Source organism: Enterobacter sp. AN-K1, assembly GCF_020971765.1.
Taxonomy (GTDB): domain Bacteria; phylum Pseudomonadota; class Gammaproteobacteria; order Enterobacterales; family Enterobacteriaceae; genus Enterobacter; species Enterobacter hormaechei_C.
Window position 1 is genome coordinate 3,894,988 of the sequence record NZ_CP087390.1, and the last position, 25,352, is coordinate 3,920,339.

Below are 25,352 nucleotides of genomic sequence, written 5' to 3' on the forward strand. Positions count from 1 at the left end.
GAGCATGGAAAATAAGAGTGGAGAGGCTAAAGTGCAGAAGGTCAGAAACTGGTCGCCGGTGTGGATTTTCCCCATCGTGACCGCGCTGATCGGTGCATGGATCCTGTTTTATCATTACAGCCATCAGGGACCGGAAGTCACGCTAATTACCACCAATGCAGAGGGGATTGAGGGCGGAAAAACCACCATCAAGAGCCGCAGCGTGGATGTGGGTGTCGTGGAAAGCGCGACCCTGACGGATGATTTAACCCATGTTGAAATCAAGGCCCGCCTGAATGCCGGCATGGAAAAACTGCTCCATGAAGATTCTGTTTTTTGGGTAGTGAAACCGCAGGTCGGGAGAGAAGGGATCAGCGGATTAGGGACGCTATTGTCCGGGGCTTATATTGAACTCCAGCCCGGCAACAAAGGCGCCCAGCCAGCAAACTATCAGCTGCTGGATTCACCGCCGCTTGCGCCACCGGATGCAAAAGGGATCCGCGTTATTCTGGACAGCAAAAAAGCGGGCCAGCTCTCGCCGGGCGATCCGGTGCTGTTCCGTGGGTATCGCGTCGGTTCGGTAGAAACAAGCACCTTCGATCCGCAAAAACGGACCATCAGCTATCAGCTATTTATCAATGCGCCTAATGACCGCCTGGTGACCAGCAACGTTCGCTTCTGGAAAGACAGCGGGATCGCGGTGGATCTCACCTCTGCGGGGATGCGCGTTGAGATGGGTTCACTCACCACGCTGTTTGGTGGGGGCGTCAGTTTTGACGTGCCGGAAGGCATGGAGCTCGGGCAACCGGTGGCGGAGAAAACCGCCTTCAGGCTGTTTGACGATCAAAAAAGTATTCAGGATGCGCTCTATACCGATCACATCGACTATCTGATGTTCTTTAAGGATTCCGTACGCGGCTTGCAGCCAGGGGCACCAGTTGAGTTCCGCGGTATTCGTCTGGGGACAGTGGGACAAGTGCCTTACTTTGTTCCGGGACTGAAGCAGATGCTTGATGATGATTATCGTATTCCGGTGCTGATCCGCATTGAGCCTGAGCGTTTGATTAACCAGATAGGCGAGGACCAGGATATTGGGGAGCATATCAGCGACCTGCTGAATCGCGGGCTGCGCGGCTCGCTGAAAACCGGCAACCTGGTCACAGGGGCGTTGTATGTCGATATGGACTTCTATCCAAAAGCGCCACCAATGACGGGTATCCGTGAATTTGGCGGCTACAAAATCATTCCTACGGTCAGCAGTGGCCTGGCGCAGATCCAACAGCGCCTGATGGAAACGCTGGATAAGATCAACAATCTGCCGCTGAATCCAATGCTTGAGGCTGCGACGGGATCACTGCATCAGAGCCAGGCGACGATGCAACGTCTGCAAACCACGCTGGATAATATCAACAAGATCACCGCTAACCAGTCCATGCAGCAGCTGCCGCAGGATATGCAGAAAACGTTGCGCGAACTGAATCGCAGTATGCAGGGCTTCCAGCCGGGCTCAGCGGCCTACAACAAGATGGTGGCGGATATGCAACGTCTTGATCAGGTTTTACGCGAGCTACAGCCTGTTCTGAAAACGCTCAATGAAAAGAGCAACGCACTGGTGTTTGAAGCGAAAGACAAAAAGGATCCTGAGCCTAAGAGGGCGAAACAATGAAAAAATGGCTAATCATCGCAGGCGCACTGGTATTAACGGCCTGTAGCTCTGGAAGCGATAACAAAAGCTACTACCAGCTGCCGTTAAGCGCCCAGTCCGGTGCGCAGAGCAGCGCCTCGCAGGGCAGCCGTCTGCTGTGGGTTGAACAGGTTGCCGTGCCAGATTATCTGGCGGGCAATGGGGTGGTCTACCAGACCAGCGATGTGCAGTACGTTATCGCCAACAATAACCTGTGGGCCAGCCCGCTGGATCAGCAGCTACGCAATACGCTGGTGGCGAATCTGAGCAGCCAGCTCCCTGGTTGGGTCGTCGCCTCGCAGCCTCTGGGAAGCGATCAGGACACTCTGAATGTTAACGTGACGGGATTCCATGGCCGCTATGATGGTGCCGTTGTTATCAGCGGGGAGTGGCTCTTGAATCATCAGGGCCAGCTGATTAAGCGTCCTTTCCATCTGGAACTGAAGCAGCAGAAAGATGGCTATGACGAAATGGTGAAAGTGCTTGCGCAGGGGTGGGCACAGGAGTCGGCTGCTATCGCAAGAGAGATTTCCCGGCTGCCATAAGTAAAATTCATCGACGAAAGCCGCACTCAGCTTCCTGCTGATTGCGGCTTTTTTTTCGTTTTGCGTTCAGGTTGTTACTTGTCCCGCGTCACATTTTTTGTACAAACGATCTTCCATGTAGCTCACAAATATGACACCCGTATGAATTTTGAACGTTGACGCTGACGCCGATTCGGGGTATTCGTTAACTGTGCTTGCACATATTGCAACCACTGTTTTCTTTCCACCAGACAAAAGAATGAGGGAAACGAGGCATGAAGAGACAGAAACGAGATCGCCTGGAAAGGGCTCATCAACGTGGTTATCAGGCTGGCATCGCCGGACGTTCAAAAGAAATGTGTCCCTATCAGGCCCTGAATCAAAGGTCCCAATGGCTAGGGGGCTGGCGAGAAGCCATCGGAGACAGGGCAGTACTTGCTTGATACCGTCTCTTTAAAAAGAAACCTCCGCAATGCGGAGGTTTCGCCTTTCTGGAAGGGGCTACATCCCGTTATCAGAAAGCGGAGGTATCCTGGAACAGACCCACTTTCAGGTCGTTCGCGGTATAAATAAGACGACCATCTACCAGCACTTCACCGTCCGCCAGGCCCATAATCAGGCGGCGGTTAACGATGCGTTTGAAATGGATACGGTAGGTGACTTTCTTCGCGGTAGGCAGAACCTGACCGGTGAATTTCACTTCGCCTACGCCCAGCGCACGGCCTTTACCTTCACCGCCAAGCCAGCCCAGATAGAAGCCAACCAGCTGCCACATGGCATCGAGGCCCAGGCAGCCAGGCATTACCGGATCGCCAATAAAGTGGCAACCGAAGAACCACAGGTCCGGGTTGATATCGAGTTCTGCTTCTACGTAACCCTTATCAAAGTTGCCGCCGGTTTCGGTCATTTTCACGACACGGTCCATCATCAGCATATTTGGGGCCGGTAACTGCGGGCCTTTCGCACCAAACAGTTCACCGCGACCAGAGGCAAGAAGGTCTTCTTTAGTATAGGATTCGCGTTTATCTACCATGTTCTCAGTAAGCCTTATTTTAGTGAAGGACGCAGGATAGCTAACACGTGTACGCTGAACAAGTCCGATCAGTTAGCACTAAACCAACTTAACCAACGTAACGGCCACGGATAACGATGACGAGCATCCTGCTGTGTCGCCTGAGCTATACGTTCCTGAATGGTCTGCATCAGGGTTGTCTGGCCTTCGCCGTCCCAGACCAGGTTTGTCAGTAAGGGTAGAGCATCCTCAACCCCTTCGATGGCCCAGACGGCGAATTGTTCCTGCTCTACCGCATCCAGAATCGCCTGGCTCAGGCTCAAATGGCGAGCGTTAGGCGCCGGAATAATCACGCCCTGTTTGCCGTTTAAACCGCGCTGCTGGCAGATAGCAAAGAAGCCTTCGATTTTCTCATTCAGTCCACCCACCGGTTGAGCACGACCAAACTGATCTACGGAACCGGTAATCGCAATATTCTGATTAATCGGTACGTCTGCAAGCGCGCTGATCACGGCGCACAGCTCTGCCATCGAGGCGCTGTCGCCGTCGACTTCACTGTAGGACTGCTCAAAGGTCAACGAGGCAGAGAAGGGGATCTGCTGCTCCAGCTGAAGTTCAGACATCAGGAATGCCTGCATGATCATCATGCCTTTGGCATGAATGTTTCCGCCCAGTTCGGCCTTGCGTTCGATATCGGTAAATTCGCCGTCACCAATGTGCACGACACAGCTGATACGGGAAGGCTCGCCAAAGGCGCGCGGGTGTCCGGGGAACTCGATGACGGACAAGGCGTTGATTTGCCCGATACGTTCGCCTTCGGTCTCCACAAGAATCTGTTCCAGCAGAATTTCATCCTGCATACGGTCAGCAAGATAACCTTCACGCCATTCACGCTGGGCCAGCATCTGGCTAAGCTGCTCACCAGTAAACGGACCGTTGCCGCTGATAACGCCCACTTCACGCAGCTGTTTACCGATCCAGAGCGGGCAGAGCGGCAGGGTTTCCTGATCGCCAGTATAGCGTACGGCCTCGCGGATTAAGCCCGGCCACGCATCCTCGGCAGGCGAGGGCAGCGCGAAACGTTCCGCCACGGCCATAACCCACTGACACCACTGCGCCATGTCATCGGCATCGGCGATCTGAATATTGTCTTCAAATTCACTGTAAACCGCCTGCTCCGCGAGTTCTGGCTCCATTTCCTGGAAATCAGCCAGAGATTCACGGTCACCCGTCAGCACGACGGTCAGCGACAGCGGCATAGACGGAATGGAAACAGGCAGTGGACGTGAATCGTCGTAGCCTATCCAGTCAAAACGTTGCTGCATCACCACCGTTTTCAGGCGCATCCACAGCAGAGGCTGTGCGAGCAGGGTGCGAAGGGAGATGAGCAACACACCACCGTTCGCGCGGTGTACCAGACCGGGTTGCAGTGACACATCGCCATTGAACTGACGAAGGCAGCCGAACAGCTGTTCTGCTTCCACCCAGTTGGCGGTGATCACTTCGCCTTTTGCAGCGAATTGTCCGTCTGCCTGCGTGGCAGGTTCGAAGGTCACGTCACGTCCGGCAATATGGTACTGACCACCAAAAACGGCATTCGTTTTTGGATGCAACTGGCGCATGGCATCACCGAGAAGCGTCAGATACTCGGCTTCTTCCGGGGCTTTGAGCAGCATGAAAGGAGATGTAGCCCATGGGGATGACATCTGCTCCAGCGCGTAATGCAAACGCGGTTGTGTATCGCTAAGTATGAATTCGTGTTCTTTTGTGAGGTCTGGCTGTGCAAACAGCTCCTGATAGCTCTCGGTATCCGGAACCAGGTCACGCCATGCAAGTTTCGTAATGGTCAAAGTTGATGTTTTTTAGTCAGAAGTAAAACCGTGGAGTATACCGTAAGCGGCGCACTCTGCCCAATCAGGATTCGGGTTTTCGTCATGCGGATCGCCTGCGGCGTTTCACAGGATATGATTTCTTTTCAGCAGATTGCCAAAAAACTGATATTCTGAACAGAGTTACACGGTAACACTGAGATCGCAATGAAATATCAACAACTGGAAAACCTCGAAAGCGGCTGGAAATGGAAGTACCTGGTCAAAAAGCACCGTGAAGGGGAGCTGATCACCTGCTACATCGAAGCCAGCGCGGCACAAGAAGCTGTGGATATGTTGCTGACCCTCGAAAACGAACCGGTACAGGTCAACGGCTGGATTGAGAAACACATTAATCCGGCCTTGTTAAACCGGATGAAGCAAACTATCCGTGCTCGTCGTAAACGGCATTTCAATGCCGAGCATCAGCACACCCGTAAGAAATCCATCGACCTGGAGTTCATGGTCTGGCAGCGTCTGGCCGGGCTTGCGCAGCGGCGCGGGAAAACCCTGTCGGAAACGGTGGTGCAGCTGATTGAAGATGCCGAGCACAAAGAGAAGTATGCCAGCCAGATGTCGACGCTGAAGAACGATCTACAGGCACTGTTAGGTAAAAAATAAGCTTTTTACTTTTCTTCAGATAATAAAAAACCCCGCATCGCGGGGTTTTTTTATAAGACGATAACTTATGCCGCAGGCTGAGTTACAACGTCTTTGATACCTTTAACTTCGATCTCTACGCGACGATCTGGTGCCAGGCAGTCGATCAGTGCAGCGCGTGGTTTCACGTTGTCACAGGTAGAACCGGTAACTGGGTTAGATTCGCCCATACCACGTGGGGAGATCTTGTTAGCTGGGATACCTTTAGATACCAGGTAATCAACTACAGACTGAGCACGTTTCTCAGACAGACCCTGGTTGTAAGCGTCAGAACCGATACGGTCGGTGAAGCCCAGAACCACTACAGAACCGTCTTTAGGATCCAGGTTGCTCAGCTGGGTGTACAGCTGATCAAGTGCCTGCTGACCTTCTGGTTTCAGGGTAGCTTTGTTGAAGTTGAACAGAACGTCAGACTTCAGAGTGAAGTGCTTGGTCTGTACTTCTGGAGCTGGAGCCGGAGCTGGAGCTACGACTGGCGCATCTTCCTGCTGACCGAAACGGTAAGAAACACCAACGCTCAGCATGCCGTTGTCTGGACGAACGCCAACGGTAGCACCGTCACCGATGTTGTTAACCCACTGGTATTCCAGACGGGTAGCGATGTCACGGGTCATTGCCCACTCAACGCCACCAGCGAATACTGGGGAAACACCAGTGTCGTGGTCGTCACCAGCGATGCTGTTGCTGGAGTCTGCACGCCATACCATGCCGCCCAGACGGGTGTACACGTCCAGATCGTCAGTTACTGGGTAACCCAGTTTAGCGGTCAGCTGTACGCCTTGAGCTTTGAAAGCGCCATTTACGTTGTCGCCTTTGTAAGGCATACGACCTAACCAGTCGTAACCCATTTCAAAGCCAACATACGGGTTAACCTGATAGCCACCGAACGCACCTGCACCCAGCTGGCTCTCGTGAGTAGGGCCATCGTTGTTCAGGCTGCTGTTGTACCAACCGGTGTCATGGAACTGAGACCAGCCCAGTTTACCACCTGCATACCAGGTATTATCTTTCGGAGCGGCCTGCGCTACGGTAGCGAAGCCAGCCAGTGCCACTGCAATCGCGATAGCTGTCTTTTTCATTTTTTGCGCCTCGTTATCATCCAAAATTTGCCATGAATATCTCCATCGGAGGAATCACGGTTAAATCCTTCACCGGGGGGCGTGGTCAAATATAAACCTACCGATATCTTCGGCTTAGGCCGAGCACCCCTGGCGATGTAAAGTCTACAACGTAGCTGAAAACTTACAAGTGTGAAGTCCGTCAGGCATATGAAAAAAAAAGTTCCGTATACCTAATATTTAACAATTTTTGAACGAATTTTGTGCAGTAAAATTAACGAGAACCGCGTCAGACAAGCCTTGCCGCAGTTTTGGCGCGTTGAACTTTTTTTGCATACTGCGGTCGAAAAAAATTCCAGGAAAACTCTTAAAATGACTCAATGGTACACATTTGAGTGAATTTTTAGCCCGGGATGTTGTCCTCTGCGATAGGAATCTCCACGAACCGGCCGCATGATGAAACCCATCGCGTTACCTTCTTCAGCCGCTTCAGTCAGACGCAAATGTTCCTCTTGCGACAGATCCTCCGGCAACCACCCAATCACGACGCTATAGTTCCCGGTACGTAATGCCCGGACCATCGACTCGACCGTATCGCAAGGGGAGAGTTGATTAATCTGCATCACCTTCGCTAACGGCAGGCCAGCCGACTGAACCCATTCACGACTTAATTTTTGCTGTGGCGTCAGCCAGAGCTGCCAGCGAGACTGTTGCCCGAGCTGCTGCAAAAGCGGCAGGAGTAAGAGTTGTGTTAACAGCGGCTGGTCTTCACGGTAAACCACTTCACTGATAAGCCCTGTCGATACACGCCCGATAGAATTCTGCGCAGCATTGCCTGCGGCAGAAGTGGAAGGTGTTAAGTGATTTGCATAGCCTGAAGTGTACATATTCATTCCAGCCCTGTAGTTACTGTATGGATATACAGTAACCCCTGTGTGCATAAAGATCAACCTCATTTTCGGAAAGCGACTCGCAAATTTCATCCATTCCTGGTGAACCTGAAAAAATCATCTTGCCCAACGGCAATAAGTTGCCTATTTTCCTGCTAACGGATCCGTTAGTAAGAAATATCGTGTTTACTGTATGATTTTTAATGGAATTATCATGAAAAAGATATCTTATGATCGGATTTATCAATCTCGGGAATACCTCTCTCCGCTGGGCGAAATTCATCATCGCGCCCTGTTTGGCGGTTATACCCTGGCCGTGGATGAAGCGGTGTTCGCGATGGTGTCTGACGGCGAGCTGTACCTTCGCGCCTGTGAGCAAAGTGCAAAATACTGTGTAAAAAACGCCTCCTCTTTTCTGACACTGATGAAACGAGGACGGCCAGTGCTGCTTAATTACTACCGTGTGGATGAAGGTCTGTGGCAAAACAGGGAAAAGCTGCTTCAGCTCTCCTCGTTTGCGCTCGATGCCGCCAGGAAAGAGCGCTACCAGCGCCATCAGCGTAATCGGCTTAAGGATCTGCCGAACCTGACCTTTCAGATTGAGGTCCTGCTTATGGAGGCGGGCATTACCAATGAAGAGACGCTACGACAGTTGGGGGCGAAGACGAGCTGGCTGAAAATGCGCTCTAAGAATAAAGCGCTGAGTATCCGGGTATTGTTCGCGCTTGAAGGCGCCATCGAAGGGTTACATGAAGCGGCACTCCCGGCGGATATTCGCCGGGAGCTTATGGAGTGGTTTAATGCGCTGCCTGAGTCGCAGGGCCATCATTCCGCCAGGTAGCGATCTTCTGTCGCAGCCGACAAATTTCCGGCAGCAAAGCGATAAGCAGGCCAATTTGCTGTAGGACCAGCGGAGCTTTGTTGTCGGTGCCAGGATCAAGGTGTGCGATACGTTGCACCAGTTCATCCAGTGCCTGGTGAACCCGTGGCTCATCCGCAGGTTGATGATGAAGCGCATCATCAACGTAGCAAACGGCGTCGTCCAGCAGCGCCAGGATGCCCGGATTTGTCAGTTTCTCACGGTGGGCGCCAAGTGTAGAGATATAGCTGGTGAACGTGTGGTTCAGACACAGCAGGCGGAAGGCTGTCTCCCGGATTTCTGCCGTGGCGCGCGGCTCAGTTGACATATTCGAGACAACGGAAGCCAGCTCTGCGTCCGTGTTATGCGCATCGCGACGGGCAATCCGATAGGCCAGACGGTTATCGCGACCCTGATGGTATTGCTCAAGAATAGCATCCAGATAGCGGCAGTTGGCGTTCATTGCTCTGTCGGACACGCGCGGTAAGTTACGAAAACGCCAGTCCGGCCAGATAAAGCTCACCGCCGCCCAGGCAATGGCGCAGCCGATTAGCGTGTCGATAACGCGAGGGAGGGCCACTTCAAAGCCTTCACCCAGCAGATTGAAGCAGAGCAGCACCAGCAGCGTGATGAACATCGTGGCGTGGGCGTACTGCACATTGCGGAAGGCGAAAAACAGTACACCGGTAATCACAATCAGGATCAGTTGCCCTTCTACGGATGGCACAAAGTAGAGCACCGGCAGCCCGATGGCGACCCCGACTAATGTCCCGACAATACGCAGCGCGAGCCGATGGCGGGTAGCGTTATAGTTCGGCTGGCAGACAAACAGGCTGGTCAGCAGGATCCAGTAACCGTGGTGCAATCCTGTTATCTGGATAAACGCGTAGCCGACGCACAGAACCAGCGACATCCTTACCGCATGGCGAAAGAGGGCGGATTCCGGCGTAAAATGACGGCTCAGGCGCAGCCACATATCGCTGAAACCGTTGAGACTGTCGTCGGCAAGCTGGTTGTCGGCGTCATTGCCCGGCATTGCCATCGCCTGTTCAGACTCAATGGTGGCGAGCTGAGCATCGATGGCTCTCAGGTTGTTGAGCAAGAATCCCAGGGCTTTGAACTGTTCCGGCGATGTCCCACTGGCCTGAACGCGATCGAGGGCCGCATCCAGATGACTGAATGCGCGTTCAAAGCGAGGATCGTGCTGATAGGGCGTGCGCAGCAGTATTGAGCGCGCAAGTTGCTGGCAGGCCTGAGACTGCATTGACAGCAGGCGCTGGAAACGGAACATCACGTCGCTGTAGCGGAATTTCTCGCGCAGGTCAGCGTACTGCACATGCGAGGAGCTGGCGCGCTCGTGAATATCCTGGGCGACAAAGTAGTAGTGCAGTGTGCGCCGGGTACCGCGCTGACCGCGATCGCCGCGCAGACGGGTGAGCAGAGACGCTTTGGTCTGATTTAGCGTGGCGACCAGCTGGCCATTTGCCAGCGCCAGATCGTACAGGGGCGCCTGGCTGTCCTCTTCAATATCCGGATCAAACAGCCGGGATTTCAGCTCCAGATAGTGGGCCAGCTGTTCGTAACTGCGGGCAATGTTGTCCTGTAAGGCACGAACCGGAAAAATAAGATGTCCGGTTAAGGTCAGCAGGTTATACCAGATAGCGCCCAACAGCAGCAGGACCGGCTGCTGATACCACTGATCGTAAAGAGAGACGCCCAGCATGGTGTAAATGGCAATCAGCAGGGCGCCAAACGCGATAGTGGCGTAGCGTTGCCCGAGGCCGCCGAGCAAAATGAAGCCGCTGGTGGACACCGTCAGCCCTAAGGCAAACAGCCAGGGCCAGGGGAAAAGCAGCTCAACGGAGGCGGAAGCAATAAAGAAGCAGACCAGCGTGATGACCAGATTACGCAAACGACCGGCCAGGCGGTCGTCGAGATCCGCCAGCGCACCGGCCACCACCCCAAGCGTGAGGGGGATGGTGAGCTTCACGTCATTTAGCCACCACGGCAGAGCGACGGTGCCGCAGAGGGCGATAAAGATCCTGACGTTATACAGCCAGTTACTGTTCCACGTATAGCGACGAAGCAGGGGGCTTAGCATGAGTGCGGCCAGTCCTTATTACTGAAAACGGCGACGGGCGTTGGCTTCACGCGCGGCTTGCGCGACTTCGACCGGGACAACACGGCGTCCTACCGGCCACAGGGCGATGGTAGCAATTTTGAAATTAGCGATGCCAACCGGAATGCCTATAATCGTGATGCACTGGGCGATACCAGCGAAGATATGCATCAGACACAACCACCAGCCAAAGAAGATCAGCCATAAAATATTCAGCAGCGTGCCGCCGGTATTCATCAGGGCATTTTTTCTTTCCGGCTCCAGCTCATCCACGTGTACGGCTTCATTTCCATAAGGAACGAGGGACAGTTTGGTGATTTCCCAGCAGGAGCGCGTCAGCGGAAGGGTGAAGATGAGCACGATGCTCACCAGAGTGGCAAAAAGCCAGGAAAGGGTGGTGGCAAAACCGCCAAGGACAAAATTCAACACATTCAGAACGGTACGCATAAACCCTCATTTCCTTCGATATGATTAACGCCCGGTGATTGTAACGTTTTTTTGGGCTGGAGCACCTTAAAACTGGCAGTTAAACTGTCTGACAAATTATGACCTCGTGGATCCGGCAGGATATGGAACTGAAAGCAACTTCAATGGGCAAACGCCTGGCGCAGCACCCTTACGACAAGGTTGTCCTTCTCAATGCGGGAGTGAAAGTCTCCGGGGAACGCCACGAATACCTTATTCCGTTTAATCAGCTACTGGCCATTCATTGTAAACGAGGGCTGGTATGGGGGGAGCTGGAGTTCGTCCTGCCGGCAGACAAAGTGGTGCGACTCCACGGGACCGAGTGGGCGGAAACCCAACGCTTCCACCATCATCTGAACACGCGCTGGCAGCAGTGGAGCCAGGAGATGAGCGTGATAGCCGCACAGGTGCTACAACAGGTGCTGGACGATATCGCGCTAAGCAATACGCAGCAGAAGTGGCTGACGCGCCAGCAAACCGCCGGGCTTCAGCAAAAAATCGCCCAGGCGCTGACGGCATTGCCTTTACCGGTGGCGCGGCTTGAGGAATTTGAGAACTGCCGCGACGCGTGGCGGAAGTGTCAGGCCTGGCTGAGCGATATCGAGAAAAGCCGTCTGGCGCATAACCAGGCCTGGACTGAGGCGATGCTTACGCAATATGCCGATTTTTTCAGTACGGTGGAGTCATCACCCCTCAATCCTGCCCAGGCGCGCGCCGTGGTGAATGGCGAGCAGTCTTTATTGGTGCTTGCAGGCGCCGGGAGCGGCAAAACGTCGGTGCTGGTGGCGCGCGCGGGTTGGCTTCTGACAACGGGCGAGGCGGTTGCCGACCAGATTTTGCTGCTGGCCTTTGGTCGCAAGGCTGCGCAGGAGATGGATGAGCGCATTCAGGCGCGTTTGCATACCCAGGATATCTCGGCGCGCACGTTCCACTCCCTCGCTTTACACATCATTCAACAGGGCAGCAAAAAAGTCCCTGTTGTCAGCAAGCTGGAAAATGACGCTCAGGCTCGCCAGGCGCTGTTTATCAAGGCATGGCGTCAGCAGTGCAGTGAAAAAAAGGCGCAGGCGAAAGGCTGGCGTCAGTGGCTTGAAGAGGAACTCAACTGGGAGGTGCCGGAGGGCAGCTTCTGGCAGGATGAAAAACTGGCGCGCCGGCTGGGCTCTCGTCTCGACCGGTGGGTAAGCCTGATGCGCATGCACGGCGGCTCTCAGGCGGAGATGATAGAAAGCGCACCGGAGTCGATCCGCGCTGTGTTTTCTAAACGGGTTAAGCTGATGGCGCCGATACTGAAAGCGTGGAAAACCGCGCTGAAAGACGAAAACGCGGTCGATTTTTCGGGGCTGATCCATCAGGCCATCATCATTCTGGAGAAAGGGCGCTTCGTCAGCCCGTGGAAACACATTCTGGTGGATGAGTTTCAGGATATCTCGCCGCAGCGCGCTGCGCTGCTTTCGGCGCTGCGGGCGCAGAATAAACACACGTCGCTGTTTGCCGTGGGCGATGACTGGCAGGCTATCTACCGTTTCAGCGGGGCGCAACTATCCCTCACGACGGCCTTCCACCACTATTTTGGGGAAGGCGATCGCAGCGATCTGGACACCACCTACCGCTTCAACTCGCGGATTGGCGAAATAGCCAACCGTTTTATTCAGCAGAACCCGCACCAGCTGTCGAAACCGCTTAACAGCCTGACGTCGGGGGATAAAAAGGCCGTCACGCTGCTGGCGGACGATCAGCTGGAGCCGCTGCTGGATAAACTGAGCGGCTATGCGAAACCGGATGAGCGCATTCTGGTGCTGGCGCGTTATCACCACCTCAAGCCGACGGCGCTGGAAAAAGCGGCGACGCGCTGGCCAAAACTTCAGCTCGATTTTATGACCATTCACGCCAGTAAAGGGCAGCAGGCCGACTACGTGATTGTGGTGGGGCTAAAAGAGGGGAGTGACGGTTTCCCTGCACCGGCGCGGGAATCCGTGATGGAAGAGGCGTTATTACCTGTTCCGGAAGATTTCCCGGATGCAGAGGAGCGGCGTTTACTGTACGTGGCGATAACCCGCGCGCGCCATCGCGTGTGGCTCTTGTTCAACAAAGAGGAGCCGTCGGTGTTTGTCGATATTTTGAAAAGTATTGACGTGCCGGTGGCGAGAAAGCCGTAACGCGCCGGGCAAATTCTGTAGGCCCGGTAAGCGCAGCGCCACCGGGCAAAAAACTACTTCAGTCTCTCCGCAAGATAACGCTGATAATCCGGGATCAAAATCTCCACCGGATCGTTAAACTGCGGCGATTCAATGATGAAATCTGCCGTTGAAAGATTGGTGGCTACCGGAATGTTCCACACCGTCGCCAGACGCAGCAGCGCTTTAACGTCCGGATCATGCGGAACCGCGTTCAGCGGATCCCAGAAGAAAATCAGAACGTCAATTTTACCTTCTGAAATCTGAGCACCTACCTGCTGGTCACCCCCCATCGGGCCGCTCAGCATGGCATTCACTTCCAGACCGGTTTCGCGGTGGATCAGGTTGCCGGTTGTTCCCGTGGCAGAAAGGGCATGATGCTGTAAAAGAGGCTGATGGCGACGAACCCAGTTAAGCAGCATTTGTTTACAGTGATCGTGCGCAACCAGAGCAATGTGCTTGCGCGCCGGAAGTGTGCGTGTTGTCAGTTCCATAATCTTATCCGTGAGGTTACCTCGCTACACGATGACGGGAACTGGCTGATGCTGCAAGAGAAAGGACGAAAAAATGTGGCTTACGACGAAGGTTGTTGCTTCGCCCATTGCAGAAAACGGGCGCGCGTGTCCGGATCGGCATTCTGGAACCAGAACTTGAGGCGTTGCTCAGTAAGGGTCTGCGACTGAGGGGGGAGTACATCCAGCTCCGATACGCCCGAAAGCAGGGTACTGTCATCCGCCATCATGGTGGCGAACTGGGGCAGCGAGGCGCGCCTGCTGGCCCTGTTGTAGGTCTCGGTGTCCGCTTCATAGTCTGTTCCCTTTGACCTTTTTGTCAGCGCCAGAATATCCAGTTTTACCGGGATGGGCATGGAGTCCCCGTCCACCAGTTCAATGCGCGGCGAGGCATCAAATGCCAGTGACTCCTTTTCTGTCTCAAGGCGCGGGAGACGAAAATTGACCTGGCTGATAAGCTGGGTATTAAAGCTGACCACCAGCGGAGGCGAAATGTACACCTGCTGTTCGTTGTCGGCGAGGCGAATGGTCTTTTCCACCCGAAAAACCACCTGATGAGGGCCGTTATCCAGCTCGATACTGTCTGCACCCCGCAGCAGGGAGCTGGAGACTTTTTTCCCGTCCAGCACCAGCAGGTCAATGTCGGTTGAGAGTCTGAGGGTGGTTGCGAAAACACAAACCGGCATGATTAACGCAACCACAGCCCAGGCAATGCCGGTTTTCATAGCAGACTCCTGTAGACAAACTACCCGGTAAGAATGTATCAAAAGTTTTCGACAAACACGTTTACTAACATATAGACATATTCTGCCGTTTTGCCCTCATACTTCTGTATGGGATGCGTGGTTGAGATGTCCGCTTTGACGTACACTTTGAAAAAAGCCAGGAGGAAGAGCATGAAAGAGAACGACATTGTCGAGATTCTGACGTCCACGCGCACTATCGCGCTGGTCGGCGCGAGCGATAAACCGGATCGCCCAAGCTATCGGGTCATGAAATACCTTCTGGATCAGGGTTATCACGTGATCCCGGTCTCGCCGAAGGTGGCGGGGAAAACGCTGCTGGGCCAGCAGGGCTATGCGACGCTCGCGGACGTGCCGGAAAAGGTGGATATGGTGGACGTTTTTCGTAATTCAGAGGCGGCCTGGGGCGTGGCGCAGGAGGCGATTGCCATCGGCGCGAAAACGCTGTGGATGCAGCTGGGCGTGATTAATGAGCAGGCGGCCGTGCTGGCGCGCGATGCCGGGCTGAAGGTGGTGATGGATCGCTGTCCGGCAATCGATATTCCCCGTCTGGGGCTGGCAAAATAAAAAAAAGCCCGTTTGACGGGCTTTTTTACACCTTTAGTTGCGCAGTCTTGGTGCCTGTAACTGTTTGCGGATGGTCTGAGCAAGCTCGTCCATAGTGGGTTGTTCCGGATGCTCATCCTGTAGTTCACCACTCAGCTGCGCTTCGGCAAGATAGGTATGGACAGGCTGACCATCGTCGCCCTCCATAACCACATGATACCAGGGCGCGGCGCGAAGCTCTGCGTCAACGGCCAGATCGTCTGCTGACGGTTCATCAAGGGAATACTCCGGGTCGATATCCACGACCACACCCAAATATCCAAGCAAGGTGTGGCGGACCTGCTGGCCGATACCGAATTTGCTGGCAATCATAGTCACCTCCCGGGAAACATTACATACACACTATGTGCGGGCAATATTTCTCTTTTCAAGTTACATGACGCGACAGGCAAACCCTTTCAGATACAGCCCTTCCGGGTAGGTAGCGATCACCGGGTGATCGGCGGCCTGACGGAACTGCTCTATAAATTGTACATCACGACCCGCATCTATTGCGGCATCGGCGATGATTTTTTGGAATAAATCTGTCGTCATCAGGCCAGAGCAGGAGAACGTCAGGAGCACGCCGCCCGGGTTCAGCAGCTGGATCGCCAGCATGTTGATGTCTTTATAGCCACGGCAGGCGCCCATCAGCTGGCTTTTGTTTTCAACAAACTTCGGCGGGTCCATCACGATGACGTCAAATTTCTCGCCCTGGTCGCGGTATTTACGCAGCAGTTTGAATACGTCGTCGCGCACAAACTCCGCTTTGCTCAGATCCAGCTTATTCAGCTCAACGTTCTGCTTCGCCACGTCCAGCGCTTCCTGTGAGGTGTCGACGCTCACCACCTGATCACAGCCGCCCATCAGGGCAGAGACCGCAAAGCCGCCGGTATAAGAGAAGCAGTTCAGCACGCGTTTATCGGCAACGTACTGGCGCGTTGCCAGACGGCTGTCACGCTGGTCGAGGTAATAACCAGTCTTATGGCCGCCCTGGATATCCACCAGCAGCTTCATGCCATGTTCTTCGATAGGCAGCAGGGCAGGCGGCAGTTCGCCGGTGACCGGGCCTTGCGTCAGCTCCATGCCCTCTTTTTTACGTACCGCCACGTCGCTGCGGTCGTAAATGGCACATTCCGGGAACAGGGTTTGCAGGGCGCTAATCAGCGCGGCACGCTGGTATTCCGCCCCGGCGCTCAGCAGCTGCAACACCAGGAAATTGCCGAAGCGGTCAATGGTAACGCCCGGCAGCCCGTCGGACTCTCCGGCAATCAGACGATAGCTGTCCAGCCCGTCACGCTTTGCCAGCCACTCGCGCCACTGCTGCGCCTGTTGCAAACGACGGACAAAGAAGTCGATATCGATGGTTTCTTCTTTATCGAAGGTCCAGACGCGCGCGCGGATCTGAGATGCTGGCGAGTATGCGCCGCGTGCTAACCATTTCCCCTGATGGTCAACAATATCGATGGTTTCACCGAGGCTGGCTTTACCTTCCATGCGGGCAACCGCGCCGGAAAAGACCCAGGGATGGCGGCGCAGTAATGACTTCTCGCGCCCTTTGGCTAACACTAAACGTACACTCATAATTTGCTATTCTGTCGATTCCAATGAAATGGCCGCCATTTTCCCGACTTCAGTGAGGAAATGCAACGCGCCAGTCGGATAAGGAGAAGGATGATGTCAAATGTTTGCACCATTGCCTGGGTTCATGGCCTTGTACAGGGCGTCGGATTCCGCTACAGCACCCAGCGCGAAGCCCTTCAGCTCGGGCTGACAGGGTATGCGCGTAACATGGATGATGGCAGCGTGGAGGTTGTGGCCTGCGGTGAGGCGGATCGGGTTGAGAAGCTGGTGGCGTGGCTGAAAGCGGGCGGACCGCGCAGCGCGCGGGTTGATAAGGTGCTAACGGAACCGCATCAACCCGACCGGGAATACGCTGACTTCAGTATTCGCTATTAAATGCATTTTACCGGCTTTGGCAGGCCGGCGATTTTTGTCGCCTGTTTAGCCGGGCCTTTCGGAAACAGGCGATACAGATAACGGCTGTTGCCTTTCTCTTCGCCAAATTTATTCGCCATGGCTTTGACCAGCATGCGGATAGCCGGCGAGGTGTTGAATTCAAGGTAAAATTCTCGCACGAAGCGCACCACTTCCCAGTGTTCCGGGGAGAGGGTAATTCCTTCGTTTTCCGCAATTTTCTCCGCCAGCGCTTCGCTCCACTGGCTGCTCTCTTTCAGATAACCGTCGTTATCGGTTTCGATCTCTTTGCCTTCAAAACTCAACATATTCATTCACGCGTTAGTCAAAAACCGCCTCAGTCTACCAAAAAAACAAAGCCCCGCATAAGCGGGGCCCTGTTCACAGCACGGTGAGTTAATCGCGGCTGGCGAAGCCCAGGATGCTCAGCAGGCTGACAAAAATGTTGTACAGCGACACATACAGGCTCACGGTGGCGCGGATATAGTTCGTCTCACCGCCGTGAATGATGTTGCTGGTTTCATACAGGATTGCGCCGGATGAAATCAGGATAAACACCGCGCTGATTGCCAGATGCAGCGCAGGCAATTGCAGGAAGATGTTCGCCAGCATACCGACCAGCACAATCACGATACCTGCCATCAGCATACCGCCAAGGAAGGACATGTCCTTACGGGTGGTCAGCACGTAGGCCGAGCAGCAGAAGAACACCAGCGCGGTACCGCCCAGCGCCATACCAATTACGTCGCCCATTCCGGCAGACAGATAGGCATTCAGGATTGGCCCCAGAATGTAGCCCAGGAAGCCGGTAAAGGCGAACGCGGAGAGAATCCCCACCGGTTTATCCGCGGTTTTGTAGGTCAGGAACATCAGACCGTACATACCTACCAGCGTGAGGATCAGGCCCGGAGAAGGCAGCATCAGTACGGTGCTGGCCGTCGCGGTGATCGCCGAAAACGCCAGCGTCAGGCTGAGCATGAAATAGGTATTGCGCAGCACCTTATGGGTGCTGAGTAGCGATGTGCGGTCGCGTGAAGAAGTAATTATACGATCCATGAGTCACTCTCTTATGACAGATGTAATTAGCGCAAAGAATAGGAAACGGCGCGGCAGACGCAAAGTGGTTTTACCCATCTTTACTCAGCCCCTTAGGGATTATACTGGTTTTTTATTCTGGCAAAGCCTTTGTACTCAGAATGAAGTGCGGTTTGTAGGGCGTATTCAGATCAACCTCTTATAGGTCACTGAAAAATATTGCGTTATTTCCCTAAGGCCGCTAAGAGTTATTTCCGGATCGTCATAAAAACAGACAATAAGGCGAAGGAAATGAAACCACAAACACGCACGCACTTTACACTCTCTTTGTTAACCGCAGGGATCCTGTGCGCCAGCACGGCAACCTGGGCGGCTAACGTGCCGGCAGGAACCCAGCTGGCAGATAAGCAGGAACTGGTCAGGAACAACGGCAGTGAACCCGCCTCGCTCGACCCGCATAAAGTCGAAAGCGATGTCGAATTCAATATTATCAGCGATTTATTCGACGGGCTGGTCAGCGTCTCTCCGGCAGGTGAAATCCAGCCGCGCCTGGCGGAGAAATGGGAAAATAAAGACAACACCGTCTGGACGTTCCATCTGCGTCCGGGCATTACCTGGAGCGATGGAACCCCCATCACCGCGGAAGATATTGTCTGGAGCTGGCAGCGGCTGGTCGACCCGAAAACCGCCTCTCCGTATGCCAGCTATCCCGGTAGTATGCGTATCGTCAACGGCACTGATATTGCAGAAGGCAAAAAAGCGCCCGAGTCGCTGGGGGTGAAAGCCATCAATGACAGCACGCTGGAAGTTACGCTCACGCAACCTAACGCCGCTTTCCTGGCGATGCTGGCTCACCCGTCTCTGGTGCCAATTGATAAAGTCCTGGTAGGCCGTTTCGGTGATAAGTGGACCAAACCGGAGCACTTCGTCAGCAGCGGGGCTTATAAACTGTCACAGTGGGTGGTTAACGAACGCATTGTGGCGGTGCGTAACCCGAAATATTGGGATAACGAACATACCGTCATCAACAAGGTGACCTATCTGCCCATTTCCTCTGAAGCTGCTGACGTCAACCGCTACAAAGCGGGCGAAATCGACATTGTTTACACGGTGCCGATCAACCAGTTTGCTCAGCTGAAGAAAACGCTGGGGAGCGAGCTGGACGTTTCACCGCAGCTTGCCACCTATTATTATCAGTTCAACACCACCCGGCCGCCGTTCAACGACGCCCGCGTGCGCAAGGCGCTGAACCTGGCGCTGGATAAAGACATCATCGCCGGGAAAGTATTAGGGCAGGGCCAGCGCCCGGCATGGCTGATCAGCCAGCCGGATATTGGCGGCGTCAAGCTCCAGAACCCGGATTACGCCAGCTGGCCGATGGATAAACGCATTGCCGAGGCGAAAAAGCTGCTGGCCGAAGCCGGATTTAACGACAGCCATCCGCTCAGCTTTAATCTCCTCTATAACACCTCGGAATCGCACCAGCGTATTGCCATTGCCGCCAGCTCAATGTGGAAGAAGAACCTCGGCGTGGAGGCGAAGCTGCAAAATCAGGAGTGGAAAACCATGCTTGATACCATGCACACCCATAACTTTGACGCGGTACGCTACGCCTGGATTGCCGATTACGACGATGCGGCAACCTTCTTGAACAACTTCCGTACCGGGGACAGCCAAAACACCACTCAGTACAGCAATCCGGACTACGATCGGGCACTGGTGAACGCGGCGAAATCGAAAACGGCGGAGGAGCGCGGTAAATTCTACCAGCAGGCAGAAGATCTGCTGGGACGGGATGTACCGGCGATCCCGGTCTATCATTACGTGCGCACGCACCTGGTGAAACCGTGGGTAGGGGGCTTCACGCCAGACAAGCTCGGGTACTACTACACCAAAGATATGTACATCAAAAAGCACTAACGATCCGCAGTGGATATTATGCTGTCAAAACGGCCAATCTGTCGTCTATTCAACCGATTAAACGCATTTTGGCTATTTTTAAAGCGAACGAATGCGCGCACTCTTTACAGCGCGCGGTGAGGTGTTTATAGTTCGCCTCACTTAGGAAGCGTGGCCGAGCGGTTGAAGGCACCGGTCTTGAAAACCGGCGACCCGAAAGGGTTCTAGAGTTCGAATCTCTACGCTTCCGCCAAATTCGAAACCCCTGCGATAGCAATATCGCAGGGGTTTTTGCTTTTGCGCCAGGCTTCCGTCATGCCACCATGTTATAGCTTATCGTGATCCCGGCGTCGGCCTTGCAGACCTGAGCTTTTACGCACCAGGTGTCCTCGATGTTTGCCGGCGTCAGAACCGCTTCTGGCGCGCCCGTGGCGGCGATCTGCCCGGCCTTCAGGAGGATCAGACGCTGGCAATAATTGGCCGCAAGATTGAGATCGTGCAGTGCAACCACCACCGTAAGCGGCAGCTGTGAAACGAGCCGCATCAGCTCCAGCTGGTGCTGAATGTCCAGGTGGTTTGTCGGTTCATCGAGCAACAGCACCTGCGGCTGCTGGGCCAGCGCGCGGGCTATCTGGCTTCGCTGGCGCTCTCCGCCAGACAAAGAGTGCCATCGCCGCTGGCGTAAGCGGCATAACTGCATCAGGCCAATCGCCTGCTCAACCGCAGCCTCATCGTCGCGCGAGGTTTTCTGGAATGTTTTCCGGTAGGGCGTACGCCCCAGTCTGACAATGTCCTCAACGGTCAGTTCTCCGTCGACCTCAGCATGTTGCGGGACAAACGCCATGTGCTGCGCGCGTTTTTTCAGCGGCATCATGCCGAGCGTTGTGCCATTAAGCGCCACGCGTTCGCTGAGTCGTGGAAACAGCCCGGCGAGACAGCGCAGCAGCGTCGACTTGCCCGAGCCGTTTGGCCCTAACAGGCCGATAATCTGCCCGGATGGCAGGTCGAGATCGATATCCTTAAGCACCGTCTGCGCTTGTCGGGTTACGGTTAACCCGGCCACAGTAATATTCATGGATGCTCCTTTCGGTTTTGATAAAGCAACGCCACAAAGACGGGGGCGCCTACCAGCGCAGTCACCACCCCGATGGGCAGAACCTGGTGCACAATCAGCGTGCGTGAGACGATATCGGCGAGGATCATAAAGTGGGCGCCGATAAGAAACGTCAGCGGGATAGATAGACGATGGCCCGGCCCACATAGCATGCGCGTTACATGGGGAATGACCAGCCCGACAAACCCCACTGCGCCCGTGGCGCTCACCAGCGTTGCGGTAACAATGGCACAGGTCAGCAATAAGACAATACGCACGGCGGTAACCGGGATCCCCAGCGTGGTGGAGACCTCATCCCCGAAGGTGAAGGTGTCCAGCGCCCGTGAAAAGAGCAATACCACCAGTAAACCCGCAAGCGTAACGGCCAGCGCCAGCAGCGCGTCAGGCCAGCGCACGCCGCTCAGACTTCCCAGCAGCCAGAACATGACGCTACGGGACTGCTCGGCATTGGCGGACGTACTGACGACGTACGCGGTCATGGCGTTGAAGAGCTGGGTGCCCGCAATGCCAGCCAGCAAAATGCGCGACGGGCTTTCACTCATCCCGTTCGTAATCACCATGATGAGCGCAAAGGCGGCGCACGAACCGACAAACGCACCGCTGCTTACGCCAATCACGCTCCCCCCGATGCCGAGAAGCATCACGCAGACGGCCCCCAGCGATGCGCCCGCGGAAATCCCCAGCAGATAAGGCTCAGCCAGAGGGTTACGCAGGATCGACTGTAACACCAGCCCGCACAACGCCAGGCCGCCGCCGTTGCACGCGGCCATTACTGCCCGGCTCATGCGATATTGCCAGACGATACCTTCCTCCATTTGCGGCAACGCATAAGAGGTCAAACCCAGTCCGTTGAGGATCGCTTTCCCGGTACTGGCATACGACACCGGCATATCACCGATACTGGCGGCAAAGACCAGCATCAGCGGCAGCGCCATGGCACCTGCTGCCAGTAAACCCTGCTGGCGGCGGTCAAAAGCGAAATGACTCATTGTTCATCCCGGAAAGTAGCCAGCCGATCGCTGATAAGCTCAACCGCATCGACGTTACGCAATGAAGGGTTTAACGACATCGCTGGCACCACGATGATGTGGTTGTTCCTGACCGCAGGCATGTTCTTTGTCACCGGGTCACTGCGCAAGAACGCTTTTTTTACCTCAACGTCATCGGCAGGGTAGAGCCTGCGGGACATCCCGGCGATAACAATCACGTCCGGCTGCGATCGGGCTATATGTTCCCACGTTACAGCGGGCCATTCGTCGTGAGAGTCAATAATGTTCTTCAACCCCAGCGTGCGGCTGATCCAGCCAGGCGCGCCGTAATTCCCGGCCACCCAGGGATCGCCATTCAGACGGCTGCTGGAGAACCAGAATACAACGCTAAGCGGTTTCGCTGAGACGCGCGCCTGGGCCTTTTTAATACGCTCCGCCAGCGCACGATTGAGCTGCTCACCTCGCGCGGAAACATCAAAAATCGTCGCCAGATCTGTCACTTCCCGTGTAATTTCCGCCAATGAAAACGGCGCGCTACGTGCTCCGTCTGCGTTTGAGGTTTCCGTTACCGTTTTATCCGTGCAGTCGGCAGGGGAGATCCACGTATTAATCCCCAGCGACGCAAACTGCTCACGGGTTCCCACTTCTCCCTGCGGACCAATGTGCCAGTGATACTGTGCGAGAACGAGTTCAGGTTTCTGCCCTGCCACGGCTTCAAAGGAGGGGGAATTATCTGCAAGCCGGGGGAGGTTTTTTCCGGCATCCTCCAGCGGGGCCGGGAGCTTGCCGAACCAGACTGACGTCGCGGCGATCGTTTTCTCCAGCCCCAGTGCGAGCAGTAATTCTGTTTCATGCTGACCCACGGTCACGACGCGCTGAGGAGCCTGCGTAAAGGTTTGCTTAACGCCGCAATTTTCAATCGTGAGGGGCCAGGTGGTTGCGGTGAAAGCGGCAGGCGCCATGGAGAGCAGTGAAGCCAGAAATAACCCATTTTTAAGTAACATAGAACGCAATCCGAAATTGTTATGTTATAACATAATACATATATTGTGACTGAGAGCAACACGCTCACCGTCGCTTGTTGCAGAAACGAAAGGCTGGACTATTCTCAACATACCCACCTGGCATTCGCGGGTTGCCTGAAAAATAACAAGATTTCTGACCTGGGGTAGTAAGGATGAAAAAGATCCTGCTCGCGTTTGCGTTCTGTTTTGCCGCCCTGAGCGCCTTCTCATCGTATGCCGCAGAGCCCCGCCAGGCGCCTACGGAGCAGGAGCGCGCCCGAACGGTCTACATCTTCCATCAGCCCATCGTCATGCTCCAGGCGAAATTTGGCCTGACCACGCCGGAAGAACGCGTTTTACGCATCCGCAACACCCTGCGCAATTTTACCGAGGCGGATGTGCGTGAGCCGCTCAGCATCGTTCCCGTGACCCGCTATAACCAGCAGGGACGGCTAATAGTGATGAACGGGAAACCTGTGATGCTGCTGACGGAAGGGGATTTGGACGAAGGGGACGATCTTACCCTCGATCAGGCCGCACAGCGCGTGCTGGCGCGCATGGAAGCGCAAAGGATGGCGCTGCGCGATCAATACGATACCGGCTGGCTATTTGCTCTCTCCGCCGCCTGGCCGTTTCTTCCCGGTGCAAACTCGCTGGCGTTTAAAGGTATTAGCGTCTTCTTTGGCCTGATGTTAACGCTGGGCTCGGCAGGGGTGATGAACCATGCCATGAGCGGTCTGGTCCTGATTTACTCCCGCGCGCTGCGCAAAGGCGATGTCATTCGGGTGGCGGATAACGAAGGCAAGGTCAGTGAAATTGGCATGCTGGCGACCAAAATTATTACCCGGGAAAATTATGTCGTTACCTTGCCCAACGCGGTGGTGGTGAGCGGTAAGATCACCAATCTGAGCGCGCTACAGCCCGATGGCAGCCTCAATCTGACGGTCAGCGTCACGATCGGTTATGACACCCCATGGCGTCAGGTGCATGCCATGCTGGAGCTGGCCGCGAAACGGGCAAAAGGGATTGACCTTTCCGAGCCGCCGCTGGTACGCCAGTTAGGGTTAATGGACTGGTATATCGCTTACGAATTGCAGGTCCGTCTGCTGCCCGAACAGTCCCTCGCGGTTGCCCGCAATGAACTGCATAGCCAGATACAGGATGTGTTTAACGAATTTAACGTGCAGATCATGTCCCCGAATTTTGTTATGCAGCCAGAGGGCAGCGTAATGGTTGCCAAAGAGAACTGGTATACCGCGCCAGCCAAACCCCCTCAGGTCGAAACGTGACGGCCCGGTTTTTTGTGGCAAGGCAAAATGTTACAGCTTTTAATCGACGATCGCCGATTTTACACGGGTCATCGCCAGAATGTTTTTTGAGCGCATATTTAATTTCTCGAGGATCCTCACGCGGTAGGTGCTGGTCGTTTTTTGTGACAGTTGCAGCTTTTTCGCGATCTCATGGTTTTCCAAATGAAACAGCTTCAGCACGTCATATTCGCGTCGCGTAAAGGAGTGTGTTCTGAGCGCCCGGTAAAAGCGCATCAGCTGCTGAAAAGGGTGAGCAGTAAAATGCATCGACGAATAGATAATATTATCGATTCTCACTGCGCGGTTGGCTTCTATCTCATGCATCAGGACAATGTAATCACGCTTAACTTTTTTGACCTGCCGAATGGTTTTATTGCGTAACTTATCCTGTTCAATCGCAATGATAATATCCATCGCCTGATCGACCCCATCAAGATCGTGAATATCCGCGTCATCGCGAATCAAATGGGTTGATGTCAGGGAGCTTGATACACCATGGCAAAGGTAATAGTTATCACTGATAAATAAAAAATTCATAATCGTCGTTAAATAAAGTCATGGCTAATCTCTTATCGCAGTGATCTACGGTTAATGGGTGTTGTGCGAAAAAGAGTCTAAATGACCACCCGCGAATCTAATAAACGTTATGAATGTAAAAATAAATGTTTACATTTTAGCCAGTCGATGGCGAAGAAATCAGCGGGACGGAAGGGGAGGACGGAAGACGTGTAATGTTATGCAATTTCGTGCTTTACATCATGCTCAGAGATGTTTATAGTGCGCCTCACTTTGGAAGCGTGGCCGAGCGGTTGAAGGCACCGGTCTTGAAAACCGGCGACCCGAAAGGGTTCTAGAGTTCGAATCTCTACGCTTCCGCCAAATTCGAAAA

The 25,352-nt window shown here is 54.4% G+C and carries 26 protein-coding genes and 2 tRNA genes; 12 read left to right on the forward strand and 16 right to left on the reverse strand.

The genetic code is table 11. The annotated features are described in order from the left end of the window. Positions 1–4 precede the first annotated feature (4 nt). The 3 genes from pqiB (at position 5) to rmf (ending at position 2,630) form a co-directional block, all read left to right on the forward strand. Complete coding sequence (gene pqiB / locus LOC22_RS18385; RefSeq protein ID WP_032647911.1) at positions 5–1,645, forward strand: intermembrane transport protein PqiB; 1,641 nt, start codon at positions 5–7, stop codon at positions 1,643–1,645. Next, the gene (gene pqiC, locus LOC22_RS18390) at positions 1,642–2,208 is read left to right on the forward strand and encodes a membrane integrity-associated transporter subunit PqiC (RefSeq protein ID WP_023296271.1); all 567 of its coding nucleotides are present in this window, start codon (positions 1,642–1,644) and stop codon (positions 2,206–2,208) included. Before pqiB ends, pqiC begins: the two co-directional genes overlap by 4 nt. A 254-nt stretch (positions 2,209–2,462) precedes the next feature. Next, complete coding sequence (rmf, locus tag LOC22_RS18395; RefSeq protein ID WP_003858162.1) at positions 2,463–2,630, forward strand: ribosome modulation factor; 168 nt, start codon at positions 2,463–2,465, stop codon at positions 2,628–2,630. 71 nt (positions 2,631–2,701) lie between these two features. Here the strand turns inward: rmf and fabA are convergent, their stop codons facing one another. Together fabA and LOC22_RS18405 are read right to left on the reverse strand one after the other, a co-directional pair. Next, positions 2,702–3,220 carry a bifunctional 3-hydroxydecanoyl-ACP dehydratase/trans-2-decenoyl-ACP isomerase gene (gene fabA / locus LOC22_RS18400; protein WP_000227926.1) on the reverse strand — a complete coding sequence of 173 codons (519 nt, stop codon included), beginning with the start codon at positions 3,218–3,220 and terminating at the stop codon, positions 2,702–2,704. A 68-nt stretch (positions 3,221–3,288) separates the two neighbouring features. Continuing rightward, complete coding sequence (locus tag LOC22_RS18405) at positions 3,289–5,049, reverse strand: AAA family ATPase (protein WP_017384808.1); 1,761 nt, start codon at positions 5,047–5,049, stop codon at positions 3,289–3,291. Between the two features lie 186 nt (positions 5,050–5,235). Here LOC22_RS18405 and matP point away from each other — a divergent pair, with 186 nt between their 5' ends. Further along, positions 5,236–5,688 (forward strand): macrodomain Ter protein MatP, encoded by a 453-nt coding sequence (gene matP / locus LOC22_RS18410; protein ID WP_006809347.1) that lies wholly within the window; start codon positions 5,236–5,238, stop codon positions 5,686–5,688. Between the two features lie 65 nt (positions 5,689–5,753). On the opposite strand, the gene ompA is transcribed toward matP, so the two are convergent. Together ompA and sulA are read right to left on the reverse strand one after the other, a co-directional pair. Continuing rightward, positions 5,754–6,806 (reverse strand): porin OmpA, encoded by a 1,053-nt coding sequence (gene ompA / locus LOC22_RS18415; protein WP_017694761.1) that lies wholly within the window; start codon positions 6,804–6,806, stop codon positions 5,754–5,756. Positions 6,807–7,162: 356 nt separating this feature from the next. Further along, entirely contained in the window at positions 7,163–7,672 is a 510-nt protein-coding gene (gene sulA, locus LOC22_RS18420; protein WP_026094322.1) for an SOS-induced cell division inhibitor SulA, read from the reverse strand. Between the two features lie 217 nt (positions 7,673–7,889). Here sulA and LOC22_RS18425 point away from each other — a divergent pair, with 217 nt between their 5' ends. Further along, entirely contained in the window at positions 7,890–8,516 is a 627-nt protein-coding gene (locus LOC22_RS18425) for a TfoX/Sxy family DNA transformation protein (protein ID WP_230239113.1), read from the forward strand. Here LOC22_RS18425 and yccS read toward each other — a convergent pair. Beyond that, on the reverse strand, positions 8,473–10,635 hold the full coding sequence (gene yccS / locus LOC22_RS18430; protein WP_015570895.1) for a YccS family putative transporter: 2,163 nt from the start codon (positions 10,633–10,635) through the stop codon (positions 8,473–8,475). The two genes, LOC22_RS18425 and yccS, sit on opposite strands and share 44 nt — an antisense overlap. A gap of 18 nt (positions 10,636–10,653) precedes the next feature. After that, on the reverse strand, positions 10,654–11,100 hold the full coding sequence (locus tag LOC22_RS18435; RefSeq protein ID WP_003858149.1) for a YccF domain-containing protein: 447 nt from the start codon (positions 11,098–11,100) through the stop codon (positions 10,654–10,656). A 122-nt stretch (positions 11,101–11,222) separates the two neighbouring features. Here LOC22_RS18435 and helD point away from each other — a divergent pair, with 122 nt between their 5' ends. Further along, a complete protein-coding gene (gene helD, locus LOC22_RS18440; RefSeq protein WP_230239114.1) occupies positions 11,223–13,277 on the forward strand; it encodes a DNA helicase IV in 2,055 nt (684 codons plus the stop codon). Positions 13,278–13,330: 53 nt separating this feature from the next. On the opposite strand, the gene mgsA is transcribed toward helD, so the two are convergent. Further along, the gene (mgsA, locus tag LOC22_RS18445) at positions 13,331–13,789 is read right to left on the reverse strand and encodes a methylglyoxal synthase (protein WP_003858146.1); all 459 of its coding nucleotides are present in this window, start codon (positions 13,787–13,789) and stop codon (positions 13,331–13,333) included. Between the two features lie 80 nt (positions 13,790–13,869). Next, positions 13,870–14,532 (reverse strand): curli synthesis inhibitor, encoded by a 663-nt coding sequence (gene csgI, locus LOC22_RS18450; protein WP_063413416.1) that lies wholly within the window; start codon positions 14,530–14,532, stop codon positions 13,870–13,872. Between the two features lie 171 nt (positions 14,533–14,703). Here csgI and LOC22_RS18455 point away from each other — a divergent pair, with 171 nt between their 5' ends. Further along, positions 14,704–15,117: a CoA-binding protein gene (locus LOC22_RS18455; RefSeq protein WP_006809337.1), complete on the forward strand. Its 414-nt coding sequence runs from the start codon at positions 14,704–14,706 to the stop codon at positions 15,115–15,117. Positions 15,118–15,150: 33 nt separating this feature from the next. Here LOC22_RS18455 and hspQ read toward each other — a convergent pair whose 3' ends face one another. After that, entirely contained in the window at positions 15,151–15,468 is a 318-nt protein-coding gene (gene hspQ / locus LOC22_RS18460) for a heat shock protein HspQ (RefSeq protein WP_003858136.1), read from the reverse strand. 60 nt (positions 15,469–15,528) lie between these two features. Continuing rightward, complete coding sequence (rlmI, locus tag LOC22_RS18465; protein ID WP_111962384.1) at positions 15,529–16,719, reverse strand: 23S rRNA (cytosine(1962)-C(5))-methyltransferase RlmI; 1,191 nt, start codon at positions 16,717–16,719, stop codon at positions 15,529–15,531. Between the two features lie 93 nt (positions 16,720–16,812). Here rlmI and yccX point away from each other — a divergent pair, with 93 nt between their 5' ends. Beyond that, entirely contained in the window at positions 16,813–17,094 is a 282-nt protein-coding gene (gene yccX / locus LOC22_RS18470; RefSeq protein WP_017693676.1) for an acylphosphatase, read from the forward strand. Here yccX and tusE read toward each other — a convergent pair. Further along, positions 17,091–17,420 carry a sulfurtransferase TusE gene (gene tusE, locus LOC22_RS18475; RefSeq protein ID WP_003858129.1) on the reverse strand — a complete coding sequence of 110 codons (330 nt, stop codon included), beginning with the start codon at positions 17,418–17,420 and terminating at the stop codon, positions 17,091–17,093. The two genes, yccX and tusE, sit on opposite strands and share 4 nt — an antisense overlap. Positions 17,421–17,508: 88 nt before the next feature. Continuing rightward, positions 17,509–18,168, reverse strand: a complete 660-nt coding sequence (gene yccA / locus LOC22_RS18480) for an FtsH protease modulator YccA (RefSeq protein ID WP_003858127.1) — start codon at positions 18,166–18,168, stop codon at positions 17,509–17,511. Positions 18,169–18,438: 270 nt separating this feature from the next. Between yccA and LOC22_RS18485 the strand changes: the two genes are divergently transcribed. Together LOC22_RS18485 and LOC22_RS18490 are read left to right on the forward strand one after the other, a co-directional pair. Further along, complete coding sequence (locus LOC22_RS18485; RefSeq protein ID WP_047057586.1) at positions 18,439–20,067, forward strand: ABC transporter substrate-binding protein; 1,629 nt, start codon at positions 18,439–18,441, stop codon at positions 20,065–20,067. A gap of 144 nt (positions 20,068–20,211) precedes the next feature. Beyond that, a tRNA-Ser gene (locus tag LOC22_RS18490) sits at positions 20,212–20,299 on the forward strand. Between the two features lie 60 nt (positions 20,300–20,359). Here LOC22_RS18490 and LOC22_RS18495 read toward each other — a convergent pair. From LOC22_RS18495 to LOC22_RS18505, 3 genes are read right to left on the reverse strand one after another with little or no spacing between them, the layout of a single operon-like run. Next, positions 20,360–21,121: an ABC transporter ATP-binding protein gene (locus tag LOC22_RS18495; RefSeq protein ID WP_015570887.1), complete on the reverse strand. Its 762-nt coding sequence runs from the start codon at positions 21,119–21,121 to the stop codon at positions 20,360–20,362. Further along, the gene (locus tag LOC22_RS18500) at positions 21,118–22,149 is read right to left on the reverse strand and encodes a FecCD family ABC transporter permease (protein WP_045911591.1); all 1,032 of its coding nucleotides are present in this window, start codon (positions 22,147–22,149) and stop codon (positions 21,118–21,120) included. Before LOC22_RS18500 ends, LOC22_RS18495 begins: the two co-directional genes overlap by 4 nt. Further along, positions 22,146–23,153, reverse strand: a complete 1,008-nt coding sequence (locus LOC22_RS18505; protein WP_230239115.1) for an ABC transporter substrate-binding protein — start codon at positions 23,151–23,153, stop codon at positions 22,146–22,148. The genes LOC22_RS18500 and LOC22_RS18505 overlap by 4 nt, the downstream gene beginning before the upstream one ends. A gap of 173 nt (positions 23,154–23,326) precedes the next feature. Between LOC22_RS18505 and LOC22_RS18510 the strand changes: the two genes are divergently transcribed. Then, positions 23,327–24,442: a mechanosensitive ion channel family protein gene (locus LOC22_RS18510; protein WP_230239116.1), complete on the forward strand. Its 1,116-nt coding sequence runs from the start codon at positions 23,327–23,329 to the stop codon at positions 24,440–24,442. Positions 24,443–24,481: 39 nt separating this feature from the next. Here LOC22_RS18510 and LOC22_RS18515 read toward each other — a convergent pair whose 3' ends face one another. Continuing rightward, positions 24,482–25,000, reverse strand: coding sequence for a LuxR C-terminal-related transcriptional regulator (locus LOC22_RS18515; RefSeq protein ID WP_163293385.1), 519 nt, complete (start codon positions 24,998–25,000; stop codon positions 24,482–24,484). A gap of 254 nt (positions 25,001–25,254) precedes the next feature. Here LOC22_RS18515 and LOC22_RS18520 point away from each other — a divergent pair. After that, positions 25,255–25,342, forward strand: a tRNA-Ser gene (locus LOC22_RS18520). Positions 25,343–25,352 lie beyond the last annotated feature (10 nt).